This window comes from Providencia sp. Marseille-Q8014 (assembly GCF_965112055.1).
Window position 1 is genome coordinate 2402389 of record NZ_CBCOPT010000001.1, and the last position, 26356, is coordinate 2428744.

The 26356-nt window shown below is 41.9% G+C and carries 23 protein-coding genes and 1 tRNA gene; 11 read left to right on the forward strand and 13 right to left on the reverse strand.

Annotated features, from left to right (window positions below; translation table 11 throughout):
* Window positions 1-6: 6 nt before the first annotated feature.
* Window positions 7-567, forward strand: coding sequence for a lipoprotein (locus ACWPW6_RS10525; protein WP_154622282.1), 561 nt, complete (start codon window positions 7-9; stop codon window positions 565-567).
* Window positions 568-797: 230 nt separating this feature from the next.
* Here the strand turns inward: ACWPW6_RS10525 and ACWPW6_RS10530 are convergent, their stop codons facing one another.
* Both ACWPW6_RS10530 and ghrA read right to left on the reverse strand, forming a co-directional pair.
* Window positions 798-1343 (reverse strand): TorD/DmsD family molecular chaperone, encoded by a 546-nt coding sequence (locus tag ACWPW6_RS10530; protein ID WP_249998818.1) that lies wholly within the window; start codon window positions 1341-1343, stop codon window positions 798-800.
* Window positions 1344-1526: 183 nt separating this feature from the next.
* Complete coding sequence (gene ghrA / locus ACWPW6_RS10535) at window positions 1527-2468, reverse strand: glyoxylate/hydroxypyruvate reductase GhrA (protein ID WP_154622280.1); 942 nt, start codon at window positions 2466-2468, stop codon at window positions 1527-1529.
* Window positions 2469-2787: 319 nt separating this feature from the next.
* Here ghrA and ACWPW6_RS10540 point away from each other — a divergent pair.
* Window positions 2788-2875: transfer RNA gene (locus ACWPW6_RS10540), tRNA-Ser, on the forward strand.
* 6 nt (window positions 2876-2881) lie between these two features.
* On the opposite strand, the gene ACWPW6_RS10545 is transcribed toward ACWPW6_RS10540, so the two are convergent.
* The 5 genes from ACWPW6_RS10545 to ACWPW6_RS10565 all read right to left on the reverse strand — a co-directional run bounded on the left by ACWPW6_RS10545 (window position 2882) and on the right by ACWPW6_RS10565 (window position 9078).
* Entirely contained in the window at window positions 2882-4411 is a 1530-nt protein-coding gene (locus ACWPW6_RS10545) for an alanine/glycine:cation symporter family protein (protein ID WP_249998820.1), read from the reverse strand.
* Between the two features lie 81 nt (window positions 4412-4492).
* Complete coding sequence (locus ACWPW6_RS10550) at window positions 4493-5977, reverse strand: aldehyde dehydrogenase (protein ID WP_154622278.1); 1485 nt, start codon at window positions 5975-5977, stop codon at window positions 4493-4495.
* Between the two features lie 10 nt (window positions 5978-5987).
* Complete coding sequence (gene dapA / locus ACWPW6_RS10555) at window positions 5988-6851, reverse strand: 4-hydroxy-tetrahydrodipicolinate synthase (protein WP_154622277.1); 864 nt, start codon at window positions 6849-6851, stop codon at window positions 5988-5990.
* A gap of 19 nt (window positions 6852-6870) precedes the next feature.
* Window positions 6871-8118 (reverse strand): NAD(P)/FAD-dependent oxidoreductase, encoded by a 1248-nt coding sequence (locus ACWPW6_RS10560; protein ID WP_154622276.1) that lies wholly within the window; start codon window positions 8116-8118, stop codon window positions 6871-6873.
* Window positions 8119-8127: 9 nt separating this feature from the next.
* Window positions 8128-9078 carry a 4-hydroxyproline epimerase gene (locus ACWPW6_RS10565; RefSeq protein WP_249998821.1) on the reverse strand — a complete coding sequence of 317 codons (951 nt, stop codon included), beginning with the start codon at window positions 9076-9078 and terminating at the stop codon, window positions 8128-8130.
* Between the two features lie 151 nt (window positions 9079-9229).
* Here ACWPW6_RS10565 and ACWPW6_RS10570 point away from each other — a divergent pair, with 151 nt between their 5' ends.
* From ACWPW6_RS10570 to dauA, 6 genes are all read left to right on the forward strand, one after another.
* Window positions 9230-10045: a helix-turn-helix domain-containing protein gene (locus ACWPW6_RS10570; protein ID WP_272682964.1), complete on the forward strand. Its 816-nt coding sequence runs from the start codon at window positions 9230-9232 to the stop codon at window positions 10043-10045.
* Between the two features lie 547 nt (window positions 10046-10592).
* Complete coding sequence (locus ACWPW6_RS10575; protein WP_154623331.1) at window positions 10593-11228, forward strand: CDP-alcohol phosphatidyltransferase family protein; 636 nt, start codon at window positions 10593-10595, stop codon at window positions 11226-11228.
* A complete protein-coding gene (locus ACWPW6_RS10580; RefSeq protein ID WP_163861902.1) occupies window positions 11225-12991 on the forward strand; it encodes a bifunctional alpha/beta hydrolase/class I SAM-dependent methyltransferase in 1767 nt (588 codons plus the stop codon). Before ACWPW6_RS10575 ends, ACWPW6_RS10580 begins: the two co-directional genes overlap by 4 nt.
* A gap of 187 nt (window positions 12992-13178) precedes the next feature.
* Window positions 13179-14519, forward strand: coding sequence for a phosphatase PAP2/dual specificity phosphatase family protein (locus ACWPW6_RS10585; protein ID WP_249998824.1), 1341 nt, complete (start codon window positions 13179-13181; stop codon window positions 14517-14519).
* Window positions 14516-14923: a hypothetical protein gene (locus ACWPW6_RS10590; RefSeq protein WP_154623334.1), complete on the forward strand. Its 408-nt coding sequence runs from the start codon at window positions 14516-14518 to the stop codon at window positions 14921-14923. Before ACWPW6_RS10585 ends, ACWPW6_RS10590 begins: the two co-directional genes overlap by 4 nt.
* A gap of 238 nt (window positions 14924-15161) precedes the next feature.
* Complete coding sequence (gene dauA, locus ACWPW6_RS10595) at window positions 15162-16856, forward strand: C4-dicarboxylic acid transporter DauA (RefSeq protein ID WP_154623335.1); 1695 nt, start codon at window positions 15162-15164, stop codon at window positions 16854-16856.
* A gap of 263 nt (window positions 16857-17119) precedes the next feature.
* On the opposite strand, the gene ACWPW6_RS10600 is transcribed toward dauA, so the two are convergent.
* Genes ACWPW6_RS10600 through hemA form a run of 6 tightly spaced genes read right to left on the reverse strand, consistent with a single transcriptional unit; the run spans window position 17120 to window position 22964 of the window.
* Window positions 17120-18022: a TIGR01212 family radical SAM protein gene (locus ACWPW6_RS10600; RefSeq protein ID WP_154623336.1), complete on the reverse strand. Its 903-nt coding sequence runs from the start codon at window positions 18020-18022 to the stop codon at window positions 17120-17122.
* A 12-nt stretch (window positions 18023-18034) separates the two neighbouring features.
* On the reverse strand, window positions 18035-18889 hold the full coding sequence (gene kdsA / locus ACWPW6_RS10605) for a 3-deoxy-8-phosphooctulonate synthase (protein ID WP_154623337.1): 855 nt from the start codon (window positions 18887-18889) through the stop codon (window positions 18035-18037).
* Between the two features lie 44 nt (window positions 18890-18933).
* Entirely contained in the window at window positions 18934-19743 is an 810-nt protein-coding gene (gene sirB1 / locus ACWPW6_RS10610; protein WP_154623338.1) for an invasion regulator SirB1, read from the reverse strand.
* On the reverse strand, window positions 19743-20588 hold the full coding sequence (gene prmC / locus ACWPW6_RS10615) for a peptide chain release factor N(5)-glutamine methyltransferase (protein ID WP_249998826.1): 846 nt from the start codon (window positions 20586-20588) through the stop codon (window positions 19743-19745). The genes sirB1 and prmC overlap by 1 nt, the downstream gene beginning before the upstream one ends.
* Window positions 20588-21670: a peptide chain release factor 1 gene (prfA, locus tag ACWPW6_RS10620; protein WP_154623340.1), complete on the reverse strand. Its 1083-nt coding sequence runs from the start codon at window positions 21668-21670 to the stop codon at window positions 20588-20590. Before prfA ends, prmC begins: the two co-directional genes overlap by 1 nt.
* A 31-nt stretch (window positions 21671-21701) precedes the next feature.
* A complete protein-coding gene (gene hemA / locus ACWPW6_RS10625) occupies window positions 21702-22964 on the reverse strand; it encodes a glutamyl-tRNA reductase (RefSeq protein ID WP_154623341.1) in 1263 nt (420 codons plus the stop codon).
* Window positions 22965-23536: 572 nt separating this feature from the next.
* Between hemA and lolB the strand changes: the two genes are divergently transcribed.
* The 3 genes from lolB (at window position 23537) to prs (ending at window position 26059) form a co-directional block, all read left to right on the forward strand.
* Complete coding sequence (gene lolB, locus ACWPW6_RS10630) at window positions 23537-24175, forward strand: lipoprotein insertase outer membrane protein LolB (RefSeq protein WP_375097495.1); 639 nt, start codon at window positions 23537-23539, stop codon at window positions 24173-24175.
* Window positions 24172-25047 carry a 4-(cytidine 5'-diphospho)-2-C-methyl-D-erythritol kinase gene (gene ispE, locus ACWPW6_RS10635; RefSeq protein ID WP_196713052.1) on the forward strand — a complete coding sequence of 292 codons (876 nt, stop codon included), beginning with the start codon at window positions 24172-24174 and terminating at the stop codon, window positions 25045-25047. Before lolB ends, ispE begins: the two co-directional genes overlap by 4 nt.
* 64 nt (window positions 25048-25111) lie before the next feature.
* Window positions 25112-26059, forward strand: coding sequence for a ribose-phosphate diphosphokinase (prs, locus tag ACWPW6_RS10640; RefSeq protein WP_006661866.1), 948 nt, complete (start codon window positions 25112-25114; stop codon window positions 26057-26059).
* The last annotated feature ends 297 nt before the right edge of the window (window positions 26060-26356 follow it).

The window sequence follows — 26356 nt, forward strand, 5'->3', positions numbered from 1 at the left end:
GTGTTTATGAAACAATTTATCTTGGCGGCAATGATTGGCTGTTTGACGATACTGACTGGCTGTAGTCAAATCACTGAATTTTCTATCAGTGAAAACACACTTAACCAATATCTTGCGACAAAAGTTAAATATAACCATAAAGTCGGTATTTCCGGTGTGGCTGATGCAGATATTCAATTAGCTAACTTGAAATCAGAAATTGGTCGTAGTGAGCCCGGAAAAGTAGCATTAACAGGTGATGCAACCGTCAACTTAGACACTTTATTAGGTAAAACAGAGGCTAAAATTGCATTAACATTGACAGCCCGTCCCTATTTTGATGTAAAAACAGGGTCAATTTACTTAAAAGAACTCAATATTAGCCAATATCAAGTGACCCCAGAAAATATGGATACCGCTATCGCCGCTGTCATCCCTTATTTAAATAGTTCACTGGAAACTTTTTTTGAAACACAACCCGTTTATGTGTTAAATCCTGACAATGGTGCAGCTGAAGCAACCGCGAAAAAACTCGCTAAAGGGTTAGAAATTAAACCTGGGAAGTTAATTATTCCTTTAGTCGAGTGACATCCATAAATTTTTTCGATTGAAAACAGCACAAAAGGCAACGAATAATACGTTGCCTTTTTGCTATTTCGTCTTCTTAGGAAGAACTTCACCGCTAATGTTGCACATGAGCAACCTATAACAGGTTCAAAAACACAAAACTTATCGTCAGAATAGTCCCTCATAAAGAGAAACGGCTCACCTATAGGATGGAGCTCCCTCTGAATAAGTGAATCGCAAAAGTGACAGCGTCACTCTGATTCTAATGCGTCACGCAGTGCAATAACTGCATCACGAGCAATTTGAGCTAATGTACGATAAAACGCGGTTGTTGCATGTGCTTCCATTTTTCCCAAAAATGCCCCATACCAGCTCAAGATAAAGCTATCAAATAACTCAATTTGGGCTGCTATTTCATCTTCTGCCGCTTGATCTTCCAACCACGATGCCGCCAATAGCAACGCACCAAACGCATCGACTCGGCCAGCAGTGAGTGTCATTCCTCTTTCAACAAGAAATTCACGAATTTCGGCTTCTGCTATTTCTTCATCATAATCATGAGCGAATACTGAAACTGCCGGTGTTTCACCAGTAAATAAAGCTTGATAGTCAGCAACGATAGCTTTCATATCAACCGATTTGGCCATACGTGCCCACAACTCATCCTGCTCTAATGGCCATGATGCTTTCAGTTTATCTTGAGCGATCATATCCAGTAGTGGCTTAACCACGCTATCATCAGGAGCACGTTGAAAAAGCGTTCCTAGAATACGACAAACGATCGAAAATTCGTTCATTTAAGTTTCCTGTGTTGCATTACGCGATAACTTATCATAAGTATACTCTATATCACTCCAAACGTAGTGAGACAAAAAACGAATCAGCGGCTAGCCATACCAATCACTCTATGGCTAGCACACCTAAACGCAGGAAAATGTTCTCTCGCACTCGCCTACCGTTTGAAGTCTCTCAAGTATACCTTAATACCCCCGCTGCATATCAACAACACCAACAGGTTCTTGTCCATTTTCAATTCGTTGAATATTGCTACTGATCATATCCATCGCTTCTTTCGGTAAAGTAATAGCAGCAATATGAGGGGTTATCGCCACACGTGGGTGGGTCCAAAAAGGGTGCATCTGAGGTAATGGTTCACTGGCAAATACATCTAAAGAAGCACCCGCAACCTGACCTGAGTCAAGTGCTGCCAGCAGATCTTGCTCAACTAGGTGAGAGCCTCGAGCCAAGTTAATAATATAGGCATTTTTTTGTAACTGACTAAATAAGCTTTGATTTAAAATACCGACGGTTTGTGCTGTACTCGGCAGTAAATTGATTATTACCCGAGTGCCCTGCAAGAAGCGACTTAATTGATCCTGCCCATAATAACTTTTCACTTTATGAATTTGTTTTTCGCTTCGGCTCCAAGTTCTCACATGAAAACCAAACTCTACCAGTCTTTTGGCGACGGCTTGCCCTAAGGCCCCTGCTCCCATGACTCCCACCACAAACTCTTCGTGTCGATTGGCAGGAAGAGGTTTCCATTGGCGCTGTGATTGAAATTGACGGTATTCATCCATGCGGCGGAAGTAATACAGCACTTTCGCCATTGCGTATTCTTCCATTTGTTGTGCCATACCTGTGTCTTCTAAGCGCATTAATGGAACGCCGGCGGGTAAAGTGCCAGGGTTCTCATGCTCTTGTTTTAAAATAGCATCAACCCCCGCACCAAGGGCAAATATGCCTTTAAGATCTTTTCGGCCTGCTAGGCACTCATAAGGAGGTAGCCAAACCATAGCATAATCGGCACTTTGCTTATCGCCTCTAACCCACTGACGAATATTGGCTTGTGGAAGTCTTGCTTTCATGCCGTCTATCCACTCATTGGCATCAAAAAATGGATGATAAAATAGAATATTCATGACAACTCCTCTTGTGTTTACCACAGAGTGTGTCGAAAATGTTTTATTTTCAAGCGAATGCAACGAATGATAAGCGCTGTGATTGAGGTTTTGTTAAGCGGATAACGAATTTAATAATTAAGACTTGAAGTTTATAATTATTAAAGATCCTCGTCGAAAGATTAGATAGTAACCAAATTGTTTTTTATTTAACTAAACAGACCATCAAACTGCTAAAAAGCATCAATAGGGAGTTGACGCAAGGCCCACTTTTCCCTATAGTAGCGCCCCGTTGCAGTACGAGTTATTATCTAGCACTGCAACAAGGTATTTAAAATACGGTGAGGTGTCCGAGAGGCTGAAGGAGCACGCCTGGAAAGTGTGTATACGGCAACGTATCGAGGGTTCGAATCCCTCCCTCACCGCCATTTTATTTATAACTGCCTGTCCTCTGAGTATTTATCCTGTTCTGTTGTAAGTCGTTTCTCTGTTTCTTCCTGCTTATTGTCTTGATAATGTGATTGATATTCGCGACTAATTTCTTCCCATACTTCCGCATTTTCGATACCGGCTACTTTGGGGTCAAATACAGGGTCGATACCTAATTTCTCTTGTCTCTCATAGTCACGTAACGCACGAAGAGCTGGCTTAGATAAAAACACAATCGCAATTAAGTTTAGATAGCTCATACTGCCAAAACCAATATCACCCAAGCTCCACATCATGCTAACGGATTGAATACTGCCGATAAATATAATGACCAAAAAGACAATTTTTAGCAGCAGCTTTAAAATAGGGTATTTGAGTTTGCGATCCAAATAAACAATCGTCGTTTCCGCAATATAGTAATAAGCCATCAACGTGGTAAAAGCGAATAAAAAGACCGCTACTGAAACAAACCCAGAGCCCGTTGACTCAAAGACTGTTGAAACCGCCATTTGTGTCCATGCCGTTCCCGCCGCGACGCCCGGTATATGTTCAATGAGTGCAGTCGAACTCCCATCAGGAAAGACGTTATACATATTAGTGACCAAAATCATCAGCCCTGAGGCTGTGCACACTAACACCGTATCAATGTAGATGGAAAAAGCTTGAATCAATCCTTGCTTTGCAGGGTGACTCACTTCTGCGGCTGCGGAACTAAAAGTGGCTTCCCCTGCTCCAGCGACATTCGAAAATACCGCTCGACGAACCCCCCAGGAGACAGCAGTCCCAACGATCCCCCCGAATACCGCATCCATCCCTAACGCACTACGGAAAATCAAACTAAACATAGCGGGCACTTTGTCATAATGGCTAGATAAAATAATCACCATCATCACAATATAAGCGAGTGCCATTAATGGAACAATTTTGTCCGCTGCGCTAGCAATACGTTTAACACCACCAAAAATTAGCCATGCCATGAGTAATGTCACGATTAATCCCGTCACCACAGGCGGAATATTAAACGATGTTTGGAATGAATCAGCTATCGTATTGGCTTGAATACCCGGAACCAATACGCCGTAAGACAGACAAATTACTGCCGCAACAAAAATAGCAAACGGCGTTAGCTTTAACCCTTTTTCGATATAGTAAGGTGAACCGCCGCGATATTGCCCATCAGAGCGTTGCTTATAAATTTGTGCAAGAGTTGACTCAATAAACGCACTCGCCCCCCCTAAGAGCCCCATGACAACCATCCAAAATATCGCCCCTGGCCCACCTGCGGCAATAGCCGTTGCAACACCAGCAATATTACCGACACCAACACGACCTGATAAGGCTAAACAAAATGCTTGGAATGACGAAATCCCCTCTTTTGATGCTTTATTTTCTTTGAGTAAACAGATCATTTTAATCAAATAGCGAAACTGCACACCGCGTGTAGCTAATGTAAAATAGAGACCAACGCCAAGTGATAAAATCACTAAAGCATTACCCCAAATGTATCCAACGAGCGTGTTAACGATGGCTTCCATATGAGTACTCCTTCGTTATTGTCATGATGTTTGCAAGGTAAAAAAAAACCTGAACTTAATAAGCTCAGGTCTATCAAGGAATTAATGGTGGATCATCCAAATCACTTTTGTTTGTGTGTATTGCTCGAAAGCTTCCAGTCCATTATCTTTCCCGCCAAAACCGGATTGTTTAAATCCACCAAACGGCGTGGTAATGTTGCCCTCGCTAAATCCGTTAATGGATACCGTGCCAGCATTAATTTGGCGGGCCACTTTCATGACTCGGTGCACATTCTGACTGTAAAATGAAGCCGCTAATCCATAGTGAGTCTTATTGGCGAGAGTGATAGCCTCTTCATCGCTAGAAAACGTGGAGACGGCAAGTAAGGGACCAAACACTTCATTTTGAAACAGTGACATCTCCGGAGTAACATTGTCGAATATCGTCGGTTCAATGTACCAACCACTCCCGAGTTCACTGTGAATTTTGCCCCCAGCCACCCTTTTTGCGCCCTGTTGTAACGACAATTCAATAAAGGATTTTACTTTTTCAAAATGGGCTTTTTCGATCATTGGCCCAATTGAAACAGATTCATCCATCGGATTGCCAACTTTCCAATCCGCAATTGCAGTAACAAGCTTATCTAACAGTTTACGATGAATGCTTTCATGAACAATTAAGCGCGAACCACAACTGCAATTTTCACTCATATTCCAAAAAGCGGAGGCCATAATATGTGGTACTGCGGCATCGAGATCCGCATCGGCAAAAACGATTTGTGGGCTTTTACCCCCACATTCTAAGACTATCTCTTTTAAATTACTTTCAGCGGAGTATTTAAGGAATAATCGGCCCACGTCAGTCGACCCCGTAAAAGAAACAATATCAATATCGTTATGCCGACCAATCGCCTCTCCTACTTTTTCACCTAGCCCACACACTAAACTCAAAGCGCCCTTTGGTACACCGGCTTCATAAGCCAGTTCCACCATTCGATAAGCGCTAAGTGAGGTTAATTCTGCGGGCTTGACGATTACCGAATTACCGGCTGCCAACGCTGGCGCCACTTTCCAAGCAAACATTTGCGCTGGAAAATTCCACGGTAAAACAGCACCAACAACCCCGATAGGTTCTTGAACAATCAATCCCAACTCTTGCTGACCCGTTGGGGCTACTTTGCCGAACATTTTATCCAGCGCTTCTGCATACCAATAAAAGGTTTCCACCGTTGCTGGCATGTCCGTATTCAAACATTCAGTAATTGGTTTACCTGCATCGATACAATCGAGCGCCGCCAGTTCCTCACTATGATATTCAATCAATTCAGCCCAGCGCAGCATTACCTGTTTGCGCTCTTGGGGTGATAAATTTTGCCAACAACCCTCAACAAAAGTACGCCTTGCGGTCAATACCGCGGCTTCAACATCTTGAGCATTACCATCTGCAATAAAACCGATTAGGCTATCGTCGATAGGCGTGCGGTTTTCCAGTTTTGCGCCACTATCACGATAGTTATCGATTAAGTTCCCTGCCCATAATTGACCTGCACGTGCACGTTTAAACACCTCTTCTTTAGTGGTTTTCATGGGGTTCTCCTTATTTAATCAGAGCGAGAAAATCACGTTGTTGCTGTGGTGAGATATTTGATAGCGGCATTCTTACTGGGCCAACATCAACAGTGCCCTTGATACAACCGGCTTTGGCTTTCTGGTTATAATCTCCCGACTCCATTGAATAAATGGCAGGATAAATCTCGGACATGATGCGTTTTGCTGTTGACCAATCACCTTGCTGTGCCGCGTTATAAATAGCGACTTGCTCTGCTGGAAAGACATTTCCAGCACCTGCAATCCAGCTTTTCGCTCCCCAAAAGAAAAAATCAACGGGTTGGTCATCACACCCACAAATCACTTCAAAATTGTCAAACGGGGTTTGCAATAAGCGTAGCGCTCGACTGAAATCCCCACTACTTTCTTTAATGGCGACAATATTTTGAACTTTAGATAAATGCACTACGGTGTCATATTCAATTTCAATACCAATTCGAGCAGGGAAGTTATACATGATGATCGGCAATGGCGTTGCTAAAGCGACTTTTTCATAATGCGCGATCACACCCTGTTGATCAGGCAAGCTATAGGGAGGAGGCGACAGCATCAATCCTTCGTAACCTAAGGATTCCGCTTGATGCGCTCGTTTAATCGCTCCTTCGGTAGATAAGTCATTAATACCCGCAATTAGAGTGACTCGTCCTTTGGCGATTTTACTTACTGTCTTAAGAACTGTTTCACGTTCCTCTTCACTTAATGCGTAGTATTCTCCAGTCGTACCACAGACGACTAGGCCAGATACCCCCTTTTCGATTAACGTTTCGGTTAACTTAGCCAATCCACTGATATTTAAAGAATAATCATCATGAAAAGGTGTCACAATTGGAACGACGATGCCATGAAAATTCATATTAAATCTCCTTAAAATATTAAATAAAACGCTCAATTGAATAAGGGGAACAATCGATTGGTGTCGGTTGTTTTTTAAACAAGCAATGCACGATTTTGGCGGTGATTGCCGATTGAGTTAGCCCTAAATGTTGATGGCCAAAAGCAAAAATGTAAGGTCCTTTTTTATCAATAACTGGTAAAGAATCGGATAGCGTGGGGCGAAACCCCATCCACTCAGTACGTTGGTTTTCATTAAGTGGAGTTTTAAGCATGGGGTTAGCAAGAGGAATAAAATGGCGGGCACGTTGCATATTGGCAGGACGTTTTAATCCTGCGTACTCAACGGTGCCAGCAAGACGTAACCCCCCCTTCATTGGCGTCATGATAAAACGTCTATCTAAACTTGAGACAGGTATGCTCAAGCGATCCGTTTCATTCGGTAGCATTAAGTGATACCCACGTTCAGTTTCAAGTGGCACGCGAATACGACTGACCATGTTCACTAATGATTTAGAAAAGGCACCACCTGAAATAACGACCTGTTTAGCAACTAACTGCCCTTTGGTTGTCGTTAAAATGACGCGCTCACTTGAGGGAGAGTGAATGGCAGTCACTTCACATTGAGAGAGCACTTCACCACCTAATCTCACAAAATGCTCGGTTAATTTAGTGTGTAACGCTTTTAAGTCGACAACATGGCCAGTATCCGGATAGTAGAGCCCGCCCAATTGGTTGTTCGCAAGCCCTGGCTCACGTGCTAACAATTGCGCTTGGCTCAACCATTGATTACTAACCCCTATTGAATTGAGATATTCACCTTGCTTTTGTAACTTTTCACCGGAGGCTTCTTTTTCAACGACTAATAAAGACCCCTGAATTTTGACTAACTCGGTTAATTGCCATTGGGCGCTGAATTCTTGCCATGCGGCAAGTGCTACACCATTAATCGTAGAAAGTGCATGATGAATATGCATGAAAGGCTTATGGCGCATATTACCTAACAAACGCAATAACCACGGTGTTAAGGGCAATAGGTAGCGCCAATCCAAACGCAAAGGACCAAGAGGATCAAATAGCATTGCCGGAATCGCTTTTAAAATCGCTGGGTCGGCGACAGGAAATACTTGTTCAGTCGCGATATGCCCCGCATTACCAAATGAAGCACCAGCACCAATATGATCTTTTTCCACAAGCAAAACATCGATATCATCGGCCTGTAGCGTAAGCGCGATACTTAATCCAATAATGCCGCCACCAACCACAATAACGGAATATTTTTTGTCCATAGGCACCTCTCACGAAGCCGTGATCCCCCAGCGAAACGGGTCTTCTTCATCAATGAGCAAGGTATTACGACCGCTAATATATGCCGTCCCTCGAATCGTTGGGATGATGCCATTACCATCGGCCCAGAGATAACTGGCTTCAAATTGGCTCCCAATCACACTTGCCTGATGCCAAAGTGCCCCTTCATTGAGTTTTCCATCTGCGGCTAAACAAGCGAGTTTAGCGCTGGTACCAGTACCGCAAGGGGAACGGTCATACGCACCACCAGGGCACAATACAAAACTTTGGCTATCTGCTTGTGAATGAGGAGCGAAAAGTTCAATGTGATCAATCTCTTGACCATCTTTTCCATAGATATTTTGCTCGGCTAACGCTGATTTGATTTTCAGGCAAATTTCCGTCAATGCTTTGCTATTACGGTGATGAATTGCTAATGGCGATTGCTCAACAAGAAAAAACCAATTTCCTCCCCATGCAATATCCCCTGTCACAATGCCGACTTCCGGAACATTCACGCTGACAGCTTTGCGATAGCGATAGGAGTAAACGTTTTGAATACTCACACTTCCGTCAGCATGTAATGTTGCCTGCACATCACCAACCGGTGTTTCAATCCTGTGCTCACCCACTGTTATTTTTCCGAGGTAAGCTAAAGAAGCCACAAGGCCAATCGTTCCATGTCCACACATGCCTAAATAACCTTCGTTATTAAAAAATATAACGCCCGCAGCGGCTTGTGGGTTTTGCGGCTGACAAAGTAGTGCGCCAACTAAAATATCATTGCCACGCGGCTCAAGTATGGTGGCCGTACGCCATGGGTCATATTCGTTTTTTAATCGTTGTAAACGCGATGCCATACTGTCGTTACCAAGATCAGGAAAACCGTCAATGACTAATCGCGTTGGTTCACCTGCCGTATGGGAGTCAATTACCTCAATTTGTGTATAACGCTTGTGCATATCACATCCTCTGTTCACATTAATTGTTAACAGAATGCTTGATTATTGTTAAAGATTCTTGATATCTTTCGTGCACACTGATGCGCAATTCAGCACAATATAAAAATATTTCAGAGAACTAATCACATTTGTTGAACCTGCCGGAGGCCGCATGATTAATTTAAATAAATTGCTGTTAATTAGTCAGGAAAATATGCTGTTTCCCGTTGATAATATTGAAATATTATTAAATCACCTCGGTCTCGTCATGCCGTTAATTAATACATTACCGAATGTCACTTTTTTTGTTAAAGATGAAAATGCAAAATATCTTCTTGCGAATGAAAATCTCGCTAAGCGTTGTAAAATGAATAGTGTTGATGACGTCATTGGAAAACGTACCGAAGACATCTTTCATTCTGAATTAGGCCGCAGTTACAGTTCACAAGATTATCTTGTGATGCAGAAAAAAATTAGTGTTATTAATAAACTGGAGTTACATCTTTATAAAGCTGGAATGCTAGGTTGGTGTGTTACGACGAAAGTCCCTATTTTCAATACCCATAACCACGTTATTGGTGTAGCAGGGATTTCTGTTGATTTACAAGACGAAAAGTCAGTAAGCCAAAAATTAAATAAACAGTTAGATCAAGTTGAAAAATTTATTAGTCACCATTTTGATACCCCGATCAAAATAACAACGCTTGCCGACATATCAGGTTTATCATTATCACAGCTTAATCGTCAATTTAAAGCGGTGTTTAACATTACCCCTCAACAATATATTCAAAAAAAACGCCTAGAACATGCTATAGAATTACTTGAAGAAGACCATTCAATTACTGAAATATCCATCAAATGTGCATACGCAGACCACAGTGCTTTTTGTCGAAAATTTAAAGAAATGACGACCATGACACCGAGCCAATTTAAACGAATGAGATTAAATATTGCGAATAAATATGTGATTGATGAACCGCTAATTTAAACAATAAAGTCACGGTTAAAATTAACTTATTCTTCCATCTTTTCGAAAAAACATCTTCTATTAAGATGTTTTTTTATGTCTTACATTTTATTCATGCCAGATAGCAGAATAGCTACCTTACCTATCTATCCTTCATCGGCACAATAATGAATATGATTAAACAGGCTGGAGGATTTTGATTTTATCGGTGTTCTTCAACTTATTATTAATTAAACACCCCCTTCACCTTATTATTTCATTATGTCTACCTGTCAAAATAGCATCAATCTATTCTACACTCTGATAACATTTAAGATTGAATGATGATCTTGCTCACAAGCAGCGACATGATTATATTTGACAAATTTGAAAACAACTCTTTTGTTTAACGGATATAAAATATCATTTAATATCAAATTATTAATAACGCTCACACTGAAATTTAATCTTGTTGAGTCCCCCATCAAGGCACTAACTTAGGATAGATCTTATTGCGGTAGAAAGATAATAGCGTATTGATATAGTGTATATTTGCAACATAATGGTTGTGATTAGCAAGGATGAATGGATGACAATTTACGATCTGAAACCCAAATTTCAGAACCTGCTACGCCCTATCGTTAAAAAACTTTATGACGCTGGTGTAACAGCAAATCAGGTAACGCTTGCTGCAATGCTGTTATCGATTTTAGTCGGCGCACTACTGTTTATTTTTCCAAATCCACACTTATTTATTCTATTACCCTTTGTATTATTCATTCGAATGGCCTTAAATGCCATTGATGGTATGCTTGCTCGTGAATATCATCAAAAAAGCCATCTTGGCGCAATGTTAAATGAAATCGGTGATGTTGTTTCCGATATCGCATTGTATTTTCCCTTTGTCCTACTATTTCCTCATAGTTTTGGGTGGATATTACTGCTCCTCTTTCTTTCTATCTTAACTGAATTTATTGGTGTCGTGGCTCAAGCTATAGGAGCTTCACGACGTTATGATGGCCCTATAGGTAAAAGTGACCGTGCTTTTATTTTTGGGACATTTGGACTCGTTATCGCGTTATTCCCACAACTGATGACCACAAACTGGTTTACCATGGTATTTGCTCTCCTTTCTTTATTGTTGCTTTATACCTGCTATAACCGTACCCGCAAAGCTCTGAATGAACTCAGCACAAAAGTGGCGCATAATAAGGAAACTCCATGAATATTCAGGAAGACTATGCGACTCAACGCCCTGTCGTTGAATCACAATTTATCACCAGTGACCGCACTTCTTTGTTTTATCGCTATTGGCCAACAGAACAATCAACAGATAAAGCGATTATTTTATTTCACCGAGGGCATGAACACTCTGGGCGAGTCGCTCATCTTGTCGATGAATTAAATTTACCCGACTATGCCATGTTTGCCTGGGATGCTCGGGGACACGGCCGTAATGATGGCCCTCGCGGTTACAGTCCCTCTTTAGGTACATCAATTCATGATGTTGATGAGTTTATTCGCTATATTTCCACTCAATATCAAATTCCATTAGAAAATATTATTGTTATCGGCCAAAGTGTTGGAGCTGTATTAGTGTCTACTTGGGTGCATGACTATGCGCCACCCATTCGGGGAATGATCCTTGCATCTCCCGCGTTCAAGGTTAAGCTATACGTTCCTTTTGCTCGTACTGGGCTTGCTTTAATGCAAAAAATGCGTGGCCTGTTTTATGTCAACTCCTATGTTAAAGCAAAATTTTTAACTCATGATCAAAAACGTATTGATTCTTTTAATCGAGATCCATTAATTACACGCCCTATTGCTGTCAACATTTTGCTCGAATTATATAAAACGGCTGATAGAGTCGTTGCCGATGCCGGTGCAATTACGCTACCGACACAATTGTTCATTTCCGGTAGCGATCACGTTGTACACCATAAACCCCAGCATCAATTCTATGAACGTTTAAACACCCCGATCAAAGAAAAACATGTATTAGCAAACTTTTACCACGACACGCTCGGGGAAAAAGAACGTCATATACCTATCGCTAAAATCCGTGAATTTATAGATAAACTCTTTTCATTACCTCATTACCGACATAATTATCAATATGAAGATACTTGGAGCGTGAGTGCTGACGCTTATCGCGAACTTACTCAACCACTCCCCCTCTGGAACCCTAAACATCTAGGTTATAAACTACTTAGCAAGTCTATGAGTACGCTAGGTAAAGCTTCAGAAGGCATACGTATAGGTTATGATAAAGGTTTCGATTCAGGCTCTACCCTTGACTACATTTATCGCGATAAGGCTCAAGGTAACGGCTTATTTGGTCGCATCATCGATAGACAATATCTTGATAGCATCGGCTGGCAAGGGATCCGCCAACGCAAAATCAATATAGAGAACATGATCAGACAAGCTATCCGTGACCTCAATGATAACCACCAGCCCGTACGTATTTTAGATATTGCAGCAGGACAAGGGCGCTATATCTTCGATGCCATCAATGACTATAGCAAGGTAGAATCGGTCCTCCTACGTGATTACAGCCCTGTTAACGTTGAACAAGGACGACTACATATCAAAGAGCGCTATCTTGAAGATAAAGCGTCTTTTGAAGAAGGTAATGCTTTCGATGCCGATAACTTAGCCGCCATTACCCCTGCCCCAACACTAGGTATTGTCAGTGGTTTATATGAACTTTTCCCTGATAATCATTTAATTCGTGCCTCTTTAAATGGTTTATCCCGCGCCATTCCTTCCGGTGGATTGCTTATCTACACTTGCCAACCATGGCATCCACAAGTTGAAATGATTGCTCGTGTATTACCAAGCCATCAAGGTGGTCAAGCTTGGGTCATGCGTTGCCGTAGCCAAGGTGAAATGGATTCACTTGTTGCGGATGCCGGTTTCGAAAAACTTAATCAGCTAATTGATAACTGGGGAATATTTAGCGTTTCTATTGCACGACGCCGATAATCCCTATTTCAGCGATTCTCTTTGATAAATAAGGTGACTTCGTTCACCTTATGTCTTGATTAATTAAAGAGTCCTAGACTTCTGGCGCTATAATAACGCCTTATGTACCGCCACAACGCATAAATCCTGTATTTCCCATAAGAATACACAACAAAATGGACAAAAATGGACATAGATGGACAGACTAATGACAACCTCACATCAGCCTTTACCTCCTACTTCACGACGAAAAATTGGGTTATACGCTTTTATTTGGTTGCTCTTTTTAGCCCCTTTTTTCTTCCTTACCTATGGACAAGTTAATACTTATACTGCCACATTAACAAACGTCCCTTCTTACGTATATTCTTGGGAACAGCACATTCCTTTTTTATCTTGGACTATTATTCCTTATTGGAGTATTGACCTTTTTTATGGCCTATCTCTTTTTATTTGTACTTCATTAAGAGAACAAAAGATCCATGGAATCCGTTTAATAGTCGCATCATTAACTGCTTGTATTGGTTTTCTATTATTCCCCTTAAAATTTAGCTTTTCTCGACCGGACACGAGTGGAATAGCCGGTTGGATGTTTGAGAGCCTTGAATTATTTGATCTTCCCTATAACCAAGCGCCCTCATTACACATTATTTTATTATGGCTATTATGGTTACGCTTTCGTGCTCATACCCCAACAAAATGGCGGTGGTTACTGCATGGCTGGTCACTATTCATATTAGTTTCTGTCCTCACAACATGGCAGCACCATTTTATTGATGTCATCACTGGCTTTGCTGTTGGAATCCTGATCAGTTATTTTTTGCCAATCGACAGCAAGTGGCATTGGAACTACACAGTAAGCCGCCGCAGCTTAAAGATGACCATTAACTATGGCTTAGGTGCTGTCACCTGCCTACTATTGGCTTTTATTATTCAAGGGGCTGCATGGCTATTTTTATGGCCTGCTATTGCCTTATTTATGGTTTCATTAGGTTATCTCGGGTGCGGTGCCTCCGTATTTCAAAAGACTCCCGAAGGCCAAATCTCCCCTTCCGCTTGGGTATTGCTTCTCCCTTACCGATTAATTGCTATTGCTACCTATCATTACTATGCAAAAGCATGTCGGCAACCCAGCCAAGTCAATGAACAACTTATTTTGGGAGGACGCCCACTGTATCATTTGTCAGCTCAGTCCGTTTTCGACATGACTTGCGAATGGCCTCGTAATTCTTATAGTCGCGGCTTAACTTACTGTAGCCAACCGCAAATAGATTTGTTACCACTGAGTGCCGCTGATATTGAACGAGCCATGTCGACAATGGATGCGCTAGCCCAAAATGGCGTGGTTTATGTCCATTGTAAACTCGGTTACTCACGTAGTGCGACAGTCGCCGTTGCATGGCTAGTCCATCGCCGTAGTGCTGTTAGCATTGAAGATGCCATTGAACAAGTCATGCAGGCTAGGCCACAAGTGATCCTCAATGCTGCAACTCTTGAGCAATTACATTATTGGTACCAACAATATTATTCAAAACGGGTGCAATTATGAGTCATTTATCCAATAAGCAATGTGGCGATGTAATGATTATTTTTACAGCAAGTTGGCGTTATTTATGTTGCGCATCATTACTCGCTTTTATTTGCCAACTAATCTTATTTATCGATTCATTTACACAGCATCTTTATTTCTTTTTAGGAACTGTCTTTTTTATTATTAGTCATTATTATATTTTTAGACTCAGTTTAGATAACCATCTCTTTAAAGTATTATACCAAACCCCCGATGCTCATCATTTTGACCTAGCTCTACAGTTTCTTTTCAAGAAAAATCAACATGCTTTGTCTATGGAACAGCGTTGGATTGGAACAAAAAAACTCTTCAACTACGCCCTTGTCTTTGTCATTAGTGCGTGGGGTTGGCTATTAATTTCAATATTGATGACTAATCAATAATTAAATTTAATTCATCAGCCGTGTTATTTAAAAACGGTTATCACAATAATATAAAATCTTAAGGATCCCTTTTTAGATAGTTCAATGCCGAATATTCGTAGGTTTTTTTACTTTTGTCACTGTAAACGTTATGATAATTGCGAATTCATTGACACATAACAGACTTTTTTGTGTGAGTTCGGCGTATCCTTTGGTCTCTATTTTCCGTTATTTAACCCTGTTATTTTGGTGGGGTACAATGAGTACAAAAAAAATTAATCGTTTGCGCCCTTTTAGCGCTCTTATAGATTCATGTTGGAAAGAAAAATACACTTTTGCTCGTTTTATTAAAGATTTAATTGCAGGGATTACGGTTGGAATCATTGCTATTCCCTTAGCAATGGCGCTTGCTATTGCCAGTGGTGTTCCACCACAGTATGGCCTATATACTGCGGCCATAGCAGGTATTATTATCGCCATTACTGGTGGCTCACGTTATAGCGTTTCTGGGCCTACCGCTGCTTTCGTGGTGATCTTATATCCTGTTTCCCAACAATTCGGTTTAAGTGGGCTACTGGTTGCCACTTTAATGTCAGGAATTATTTTGCTGGCAATGGGATTTGCTCGTTTCGGTAAATTTATCGAATATATTCCTGTTTCTGTAACATTAGGCTTTACCTCTGGTATCGCCATCACTATTGCGACTATGCAAGTTAAAGATTTTTTTGGCTTGCAGATGGCCCATGTACCAGAAAACTATGTTGATAAAGTAGTTGCACTGGTCAATGCCTTACCAACATTGCAATACAGTGATACCTTGATCGGCATAATCACACTACTGGTACTGATTTACTGGCCAAAGCTGGGTTTAAAGTTACCGGGTCACTTACCAGCTTTAGTGGCTGGAACACTGGTTATGTGGGGTTTATCGCTGTTTGATAAACAAGTCGCGACCATTGGTTCCCAATTTAGTTACTTATTACCTGATGGGACTGAAGGTAATGGTATTCCACCTATTTTGCCTCAATTTATTTTACCTTGGGAGCTTCCCGGAAGTGCCCCTATTAGCTGGTCAATGATTACCGCCTTGATGCCTGCCGCTTTTTCCATGGCTGTGCTAGGTGCGATTGAGTCACTACTTTGTGCCGTGGTTCTGGATAATATGACCGGTAAAAAACACCATTCAAACAGTGAACTTATTGGACAAGGTTTTGGTAATATTGCCGCCCCATTCTTTGGTGGGATCACAGCAACCGCCGCGATTGCGCGTTCAGCAGCCAACGTCCGCGCGGGCGCCACTTCACCAATCTCTTCAGTCATTCATTCGCTATTAGTATTAATGACTTTATTAGTACTGGCACCAATGCTTTCTTACCTGCCTTTGGCTGCAATGTCATCCTTATTATTGATGGTCGCTTGGAATATGAGCTCGGCGCGAAAAGTCATCGACCTTATTCGTAGAGCACCTAAAGATGACATCATCGTTTTACTTCTGTGTATGTCTTTAACGGTTCTATTTGATATGGTTATTGCTATTACGGTAGGGATTGTTCTTGCCTCTTTATTGTTTATGCGCCGTATCGCGAATATGACCCGAATTAGTGAGCTACCGGAAACCGATGAAACAAAAAGTCGTTTAGTCGTACGCGTCAATGGCCCCTTATTTTTTGCTGCGGCAGAACGTATTTTTGATGAATTAAGAGTCAAAAGTGAAGGTTATGAAACGATCGTTATGCAATGGGATGCCGTTCCTGTACTTGATGCCGGTGGTTTAGAAGCATTCCAGAAGTTTATCGACCTAGTAAAAAAAGATACTCACATTGTTATTTGTGATATTCCATTCCAGCCATTAAAAACTTTGGCCCGTGCACGTGTAACGCCGATTGAAGGCGTACTGAGTTTCCATAACTCTATTGATAAAGCGCTAGAAGAGTTAAATAATCCACAACACTAGGCTTAATAACTCGCCATTGCAGGTCAATGGCGAGTATGTCATTTGCTCATGATTAAGACGACATGCAGTCACTTTCATTGTGACACTGCAATTTTAAACTGAATTTATATTAACTATACATTTTTGCTTATTTATTAATAAGCTACATATAATTTGAAACAACTTGCCATCCTTAATCGCCCATCACACGATGTATCATGGATAACACAATGATCAGTCTCAATAATTAACATACTTAATCTTAGACGATACCAAAATGACGCTTATAGCGCAGAACCTTGACCGCCATTCGTCAACAAGTATTGATATAGGTGATTCATTCCCAACCAGCGGTTTTCACACCATTGAGGAGCCAATAACGTGGGTCGTCGCGCACTCGCACAGATACGATGATAAATAATATCGACTGGCGTATGCCGGATCATTTCTCCCGCAATGTGTGTGTAATCATCTAATGCAATCGGCTCTATACGTCCTGCAAGCCAGCTTTTTGCCATAATACTACCATCGACAATATGCAACGGGTGTAATTTAATACCATCAGTACCGCAATCCAGTACCTTTTCTAAGGTTTGCATATTCATTTGCGCAGTTTCATTGGGTAAACCACAAATAAGGTGGGTACAGACTTTGAGCCCCAGCTTCCGTGCCTTCACCGCTGTTTGTTGATATTCAGAAAAACCATGCCCTCGGTTAATACGATGCAATGTTTTATCATGCGCGGTTTGTAATCCTAGTTCTAACCAAATTTCATAACCTTGCTCACGATAACTGTTGAGTAAAGCTAAAACCTCATCAGGCACACAGTCAGGGCGTGTACCTACGCACAAGCCAACGATGTCAACCTGCTTCAGCGCTTCTTCATATAACTGTTTTAAGATACAAACTTCAGCATAAGTACTGGTATAAGCTTGAAAATAGGCAAGGTAGCGATTGGCTCGGGTGATCTTGGAGACTTGATGGCGAATTTGTTCGCAAATAGATTGAGTTGACTGGCTTTCATCAGAAAAAGAGGCAACATGACAAAAAGTACAGCCACCGCGTCCTAGCGTTCCATCGCGATTCGGGCAATTAAAACCACCATGAAGCGTTATTTTATGAATTTTTTCACCGTAACGGCGCTGAAGATCAGCGCCGAACATGGTCACAACTTGGTTAAGCTGCATAATAGATTAGGATTAACGGCTAGTATCTAGCTCTGGAAAACTTTTCACTAACGAATCGATCGCTTGAACTTGCTGTAAGAATGGCTCTAATTTAGCCAAAGGTAATGCTGATGGGCCATCACAACGTGCATTATCTGGATCTGGATGCGCTTCAAGGAATAACCCAGCAAGACCAACCGCCATACCCGCTCTAGCGAGTTCAGCAACTTGAGCACGGCGACCACCTGACGCGGCTCCAAACGGGTCTCTGCATTGTAAGGAGTGCGTGACATCAAAAATGACAGGGCAACCATTTGATGCTTGCATCATAACGTTAAAGCCAAGCATATCAACAACTAAATTATCGTACCCAAAGTTAGAACCTCGGTCACATAAAATAATTTTGTCATTACCACCTTCAATGAACTTTTCAACAATATTGCCCATCTGACCAGGGCTAATGAATTGTGGTTTTTTAATGTTGATCACCGCGTCAGTTTTTGCCATTGCCGCAACAAGGTCTGTTTGACGGGCTAAAAAAGCAGGCAGTTGAATCACATCAACAACTTCTGCAACTGGTTGCGCTTGTGATGGTTCATGCACGTCAGTAATGATTTTCACACCAAAGGTTTCTTTCAATTCTTGAAAGATTTTCATTCCCTCTTCAAGGCCTGGGCCACGATATGAATGAATTGATGAACGGTTAGCTTTATCGAACGATGCCTTAAAGACATAAGGAATGCCTAATTTTTGTGTCACCGTCACATAATGTTCGCACACTTGCATTGCCATATCGCGGGACTCGAGGACATTCATTCCACCAAAAAGAACAAACGGAAGATCGTTTGCGACTTTGATATCGCCAATGCTGACCATTTTTTGTTGCATGCTGTTACCTTTCATATCGAGACAGTTTGCTGTCTGTGCATAAATTAATGTAACACTACTGGAAGATTATCTAATGAATATATCTGAATTTTAATCATTTCAGAAATAGGATCTTCTGGGCAGTGCTCAATAAAATAGTTTAAATCATTCAGTGCTACATGATTACAATCTAGATGTGCGAGAATTAATCCACGGTCACGAATTTCATAAGGATCTTCAGGGTCTAACGTTAATAATGTTTCACACACTTTTAACGCTAATTCCATTTTCTTCTCTTCCATTAAAGAGGCTTTTAGCGTGTCAAATAATTTACGGATGATCACACTATTTTCAGCCACATCGAGCTGGTCATCTTCTAGTTCAGAATAGGGATCAACCGTTCCTTTCATCCATAAATTTAGTGTATGCCAAGTTAGCGTTTCACCATTAACTGGATTAATAAACCATTGTGAGCCATCATTTTTTTGAGCTGATAATAACAGCTGTGTTGGAAATACCGCTGGTTCAATATCGATTTCTAGTTTTTCAGCGATATAAAGGAAAATCGAGCCTAATGAAACTGGTGTGCCTCGTTTGGAAGATAAAACTTTATCTAACCACAGCATATCAGATAGTGCATAAATGCCATCTGCCCCACCGAATTGCCATTGACGATAAAAAAGCATCAATAATTGGTTAATTTTACTTTCATTATCCGCTTTCACATCAATAGCAGTCTTAGCGGCCTCCACGAGACTATCCAACTGAGCCTGTACTTGCATAAGAGGAAAATCGACACGAATGCTTTGGGAGACAATCATAATACCTTCGCTCAAAGGTATTTTGTTAAATTCAATATTTGCTATGGTTTTCATTACCTTTCCACTGCTTTATTCCACTGCCCAAGCGTAATTCTATCTCTACCGCCATAATCTTGGCAGGTTTCGATATTGCTATAACCATACTGTTTGAACAACTCACGAACTGCCACACCTTGCTGCCATCCATGTTCAACAAGCAACCAACCCTGCTGGCTTAGGTATTCTCTCGATTTAGAGACAATATGATCTAAATCTGCCAGTCCTTGATTATCTGCCACTAATGCAGTTAAAGGTTCAAATCTTACATCACCTTGTTGTAAATGGAGATCATTTTCATCGATATAAGGTGGATTGCTCACAATCATATCAAAATGTTGTGAAGAAAGTGAGGAAAACCAATTGCTTTGTAAAAACTGCACATTATCAATGGCGAGACGTTGTTGGTTTCGTTGTGCTAAAGACACGGCCTCAGGGTTAAAATCAACACCAACAACTGAGCTATCTAAGCGTTCAGAAGCAAGCGCTAGCGCTATAGCCCCCGTTCCTGTACCGAGGTCAAGAATACGACAACTTTGAGGAGGTAGTCTTGATAAAGCCTGTTCAACAAGGCATTCAGTATCAGGACGCGGAATCAAAGTAGCTGGTGAGACAAATAAAGGCAAAGACCAGAATTCGCGCTCACCGATAATATAGGCAATGGGTTCACCTTGTTCACGGCGGCTCAATAATGCTTCGAGAGCTTGATACTCCTCGGGTGTTAAGGTCGTTTCTGCAAATGCAAAAATAAAACTACGACTCTGCCCTGTAATATGTTGGAGCAGAATTTCAGCATCTCGCTTCGCACTGTCACTGCTCGACAATCTCGCAACCGCTTGATTCACCCATTCGCCGTATTGCATTAGTCTTGCTCAGACAATGCAGAAAGTTGATCTGCTTGATATTCATTAATAATTGGCTGAATCAGCCCATCAAGTTTTCCTTCCATCACTTCATCTAAACGGTAAAGTGTCAGGTTGATACGATGATCCGTGACCCGACCTTGTGGGAAGTTATAAGTTCGAATACGGTCAGAACGATCACCCGAACCTAAAAGGTTACGGCGCTCTGAAGCTTCTGCTGCTTGACGTTTATCCATTTCAGCTTGTCGAATACGCGCACCTAATACAGACATCGCTTTGGCTTTGTTTTTATGTTGTGAACGCTCATCCTGACATTCAACCACAATGCCAGTTGGAATATGCGTAATACGGATTGCCGAATCGGTGGTGTTAACGTGCTGTCCACCCGCACCGGAAGAACGGAAGGTATCGATACGTAAATCAGCTGGATTGATCTCTGGCAGTTCAGCCTCAGGCAATTCAGGAAGGATGGCCACTGTACAAGCTGAAGTATGGATACGTCCCTGAGATTCCGTTTCTGGCACACGCTGCACACGATGACCACCAGATTCGAATTTCAAGCGTCCATAAACACTCTCACCAGAAATCTTGGCGATAACCTCTTTATAGCCACCGTGTTCACCATCACTCGTGCTCATTAGCTCGACACGCCAACGGTTAGCTTCTGCATAACGGCTATACATACGGAATAAATCGCCGGCAAAAATAGCCGCTTCATCGCCGCCAGCTCCTGCGCGGATCTCTAAGAAGCAGTTATATTCGTCATCAGGATCTTTTGGCAGCAACAACAATTGTAATTGTTGTTCAAGCTCTTCATTGCGCTCTTTAGCTTCTTTCAGCTCTTCCTGAGCCATTTCTTTCATTTCAGGATCATCTAACATCATTTCTGCTGTTTCGATATCTTCCTGTACAGTTCGCCACGCTGAAAAACATTTAGCGACATCTGTCAGTTGAGCATACTCTTTTGAAAGGGCTCGGAAGCGCCCTTGATCAGCAATCACACCTGCATCGGCAAGGTGTGCTTGAATTTCTTCATAGCGTTCCTGTAATGCTTCCAGTTTTGCGACAATAGAAGGCTTCATTCGTTATATCAGACCCATAATTAAAATGTGGTTATTGATGGTTCAGCCCTAAGCTGTCCCTAAGTAGATTCAGACGTTCCATATCACCATCTCCAGCGGCTTGCTGTAAAGATTTAGTCGGTGCATGGATCAGGCGGTTGGTCAATTGTTGGGTAAGTTGTGTGATAACTTGTTCAGGGTCTGCACCCTGACTAATCGCCGCGAGTGCTTTTTCTGTCATACCCGCGCGGATTGCCTCAGCCTGCGCTCTGTAATCGCGAATTGTAGACACTGCGGCTTGCGAGCGCAACCAATCCATGAAATGGCTGCTTTCTTGTTCAACGATAAATTCCGCTTCAACCGCTGCTGCTTTACGCTGAGCTAAGTTTTGCTGAATAATCGACTCAAGGTCATCCACTGTATACAGATAAACATCCCTAAGCTTTTCAACATCGGGTTCAATATCGCGAGGAACCGCAATATCGATTAATAACATTGGTTTACTACGACGGATTTTCATTGCTCTTTCGACCATCCCTTTACCAATAATCGGTAATGGGCTTGCCGTTGAGCTGATAACAATATCCGCTTGCGCCAGCCGAGTATCAATGTCAGGTAGTGTGATCACTTCCGCATTAACCTCATTGGCTAATAGCTCAGCTCTTTCACGAGAACGGTTTGCTATCATCATTTTCTGTACACCATGTTCACGTAAGTGACGAGCCACTAATTCGATCGTTTCGCCCGCCCCTACTAACAATATATTCAGGTGTTTAAGTGACTCAAAGATTTGCCTTGCTAAAGTACAGGCAGCAAAAGCAACAGAAACCGCATTCGCACCGATCTCTGTTTCGGTACGAACACGTTTTGCGACAGAAAATGATTTTTGGAACAAACGCTCTAGTTCACTCGACAAAGAATGATTATCTTGTGAAAGTGCGAACGCTTTTTTGACCTGACCGAGAATTTGAGGTTCACCGAGAACTAAAGAATCTAAACCACTAGCTACTCGCATCAGATGGCTAACCGCGCGATCACCTTCGTGCCAATACAAACTTGGTTTCAAATCATGATCGTTGATATCGTGAAACTCACATAACCACTGGATCAGTTGCTCTTGAGCACGCTCTTGTGATTCAAGACTCAAATACAGTTCGGTTCTATTACAGGTCGACAGCACGACGCCACCGCTAACTTGGGGCTGTTTTAGTAACTCCTCAAGTGCATGGTCAATTTTTTCTGGTCCGAAAGCCACTCGCTCACGCAAGGCCACCGGTGCCGTTTTATGATTGATGCCTAATGCTAATAGGGTCATTGTGCTTAACTACATTGCTCACATTGCTAATTATTTTTTCAGCAGTATAACCACACCACTGTTAATTGTTTACCCGCTATTGTAGATGATCTAGGCCACGCTTTCTATGGTCTACACGTAATGAAAACCATAAAGATGATCAACTCCTAACTTTTTCAGTACCAATGATGAAGAAGTTAGCCGATAACAATACTATTAGTCATGTTATTTTACACCGGATTATATTCGAGATGTACCATTTTTTTATTATATATATTAAGAAATTATCAATATTGATAATATATAGTGAGAATACGGTCACTTAACAGATCAAATCCATGATCACTCTCGTTTTCCTATTGTATAGATAGGCAAAACTTCTTCAATCCGATTGATAATTTGGTCGTTTTAACGCAATATTTCCGTTCCTTGTCGCGCTATTTTCTCTTTCCATGTTATCCATGACGATAATTTTCTCGATTGCGATAACAGAGATGCTTCGGCAAGAGTCACCATTATTGAAAGACGCGTTGTTATTTTTCACCCGATGATTTTTGAGAGTCGCTATGCAACTGTTTACTACTTGGTCTTTTCTGGGTCCTTCCTCCACTCGAGGCTTTTGGCGCTTATTACCACTTTCCTGTTTGTTGCTAACGGCGTGTGTCACCACAAAACAGACGACAACATCAGGTACTGGTTCCTCTGCGGATCCTGAATGGAAAGCTCACTTACAAGAAGTGAACGCGCTTCGGAATTACCAAACACGTGGCTCTTTTGTCTACGATGGTGGTCAAAGTAAAACCTATGCCAAATTCTTCTGGCAACAATATACACCTGAAAAATATCGCTTATTGTTAACAAACCCTCTGGGTAGCCGTGAGTTAGAACTCACCGTAGAGCCCGATTTAGCGCGTCTGACGACAAAAGATGGACAAACTCATATGAGTGACGTGCCTTCAGAGTTGATTTATCAACTTACAGGCATGGAGATCCCTCTTGACGACCTAACAGCTTGGCTAACGGGCTCTCCGGGACGTGCGACAGAATATGAACTCGATGATAACCATTTACTCAAATCCGTCACCTTACAACAAGGTAATGGTGAAAAATGGCAGCTTAACTATCTTTCCTACGATACCAGCACTAAACCAATGTTACCAAGCAACCTTGAACTGAGTCAGGGTTCGCGCCTAATTAAGCTAAAAATGGATAGTTGGACCTTACAAAAATGACGTTAACATGGCCTTCACCTGCAAAATTAAATCTTTTTCTCTATATCACCGGTCGTAGAGCAGATGGCTATCATGAGCTACAAACGCTGTTTCAATTCCTCAATTATGGCGATGAGATTACGATAACCACTCGAGCTGACGATCAAATCAATCTACTCACCACCATGGCTGGTGTTGAGCCAGAAAAAAATCTAATCGTCAAAGCGGCTAAATTACTCCAATGCTATTGTCGTGATGTCCTTAACCTCTCCAAACCGCTGGGTGCTGATATTCACATTAATAAAATTTTGCCAATGGGCGGTGGTATCGGCGGTGGCTCGTCCAATGCGGCGACCGTGTTAATTGCTTTAAATGAACATTGGGCAACTGCAATTTCAGATGAAATCTTAGCCGAATTAGGTAAAAAACTCGGTGCGGACGTTCCGGTGTTTGTTCGAGGACACGCTGCTTTTGCGGAAGGCATTGGTGAAATTCTGACTCCAGCCACGCCTAAAGAGAAATGGTATCTGGTTGCTCACCCAGGAATTGAAATCTCAACCCCGATGATCTTCACAGATCCACAATTAAATAGAAATTCTCCAAAACGCCCACTACCCGCATTATTACTGGCTCCGTACGCAAATGATTGCGAACCAATTGCAAGAAAACGTTTTCGTGAGGTTGAACAGCTCGTTTCTTGGCTGTTAGAATATGCTCCGTCTCGCCTGACTGGAACAGGGGCTTGTGTTTTTTCTGAATTTGAAACGCAAGCCGATGCCCTAAAGGTGTTAAATAAAGCCCCATCGTGGGTGCATGGTTTCGTCGCTCAAGGAGTGAACGAATCGCCACTGCACAAGTTCCGCGCTGGGATAACCCGTGTATTGCACCAATAGTGACAAACTTAACTGTCTTATTGGTCAACAATATCTCTCTGGACGCAAGCCTGAGGTTTTTCTCGTGCCCGATATGAAGCTTTTTGCTGGTAACGCTACACCGGAACTAGCACAACGTGTTGCTAACCGCCTTTACACTAATCTTGGAGACGCGGCTGTTGGTCGTTTTAGCGACGGCGAAGTCAGTGTTCAAATTAATGAAAATGTTCGCGGTGGTGATATCTTTATCATCCAGTCAACCTGTGCACCTACCAATGATAACCTAATGGAATTGGTTGTTATGGTCGATGCGCTGCGCCGTGCATCTGCTGGTCGTATTACCGCTGTTATCCCTTACTTCGGTTATGCTAGACAGGATCGTCGCGTACGTTCTGCCCGTGTACCAATCACCGCTAAAGTTGTTGCCGATTTTCTGTCTAGTGTAGGTGTTGACCGTGTTCTCACCGTTGACCTACACGCTGAGCAGATCCAGGGCTTCTTTGATGTTCCTGTTGATAACGTGTTTGGTAGCCCTATCCTTCTGGAAGACATGCTCCAGAAAGATTTGGAAAACCCAATCGTTGTATCTCCAGACATCGGCGGCGTCGTACGCGCTAGAGCAATCGCGAAACTATTAAATGACACTGATATGGCTATTATCGATAAACGTCGCCCACGTGCGAACGTTTCTCAGGTTATGCACATCATTGGTGACGTTTCTGGTCGTGACTGCATTTTAGTCGACGATATGATAGATACTGGTGGCACGCTGTGTAAAGCGGCTGAAGCACTGAAAGAACGTGGTGCAAAACGCGTATTTGCTTACGCGACTCACCCGATTTTCTCAGGTAACGCCGTCGACAACATCAAAAATTCAGTTATTGATGAAGTCATTGTTTGTGACACAATTCCTCTTTCACCTGAAATTAAAGCGTTGAACAAAGTTCGTACGCTGACGCTTTCAGGCATGCTAGCCGAAGCAATTCGCCGTATTAGCAATGAAGAGTCAATTTCTGCGATGTTTGAGCACTAAGCATTATTAACGAGGTATAACTACCTCGTTTTTTCTATTTGCTCAGCAGCAGAACGTCATGATTTAAGTAGCGCCCCTACGCTTGATATTCAACCGTAGGGGCTTTATGTATTGTCATACAACAACGTTATTCCCTTACCTAACTCTGTTATTTATTGTTATCTACATCTTTCACTCACCGTCAATCTGAACTCAAATGAAAAAATAAAAAGATATTGATGATAACCTTGAGGCCATTCTTTATTAATAGGCTGTATTATCGCCTGTTTATTTCAACTGTTATGTCGCTTTTAACTA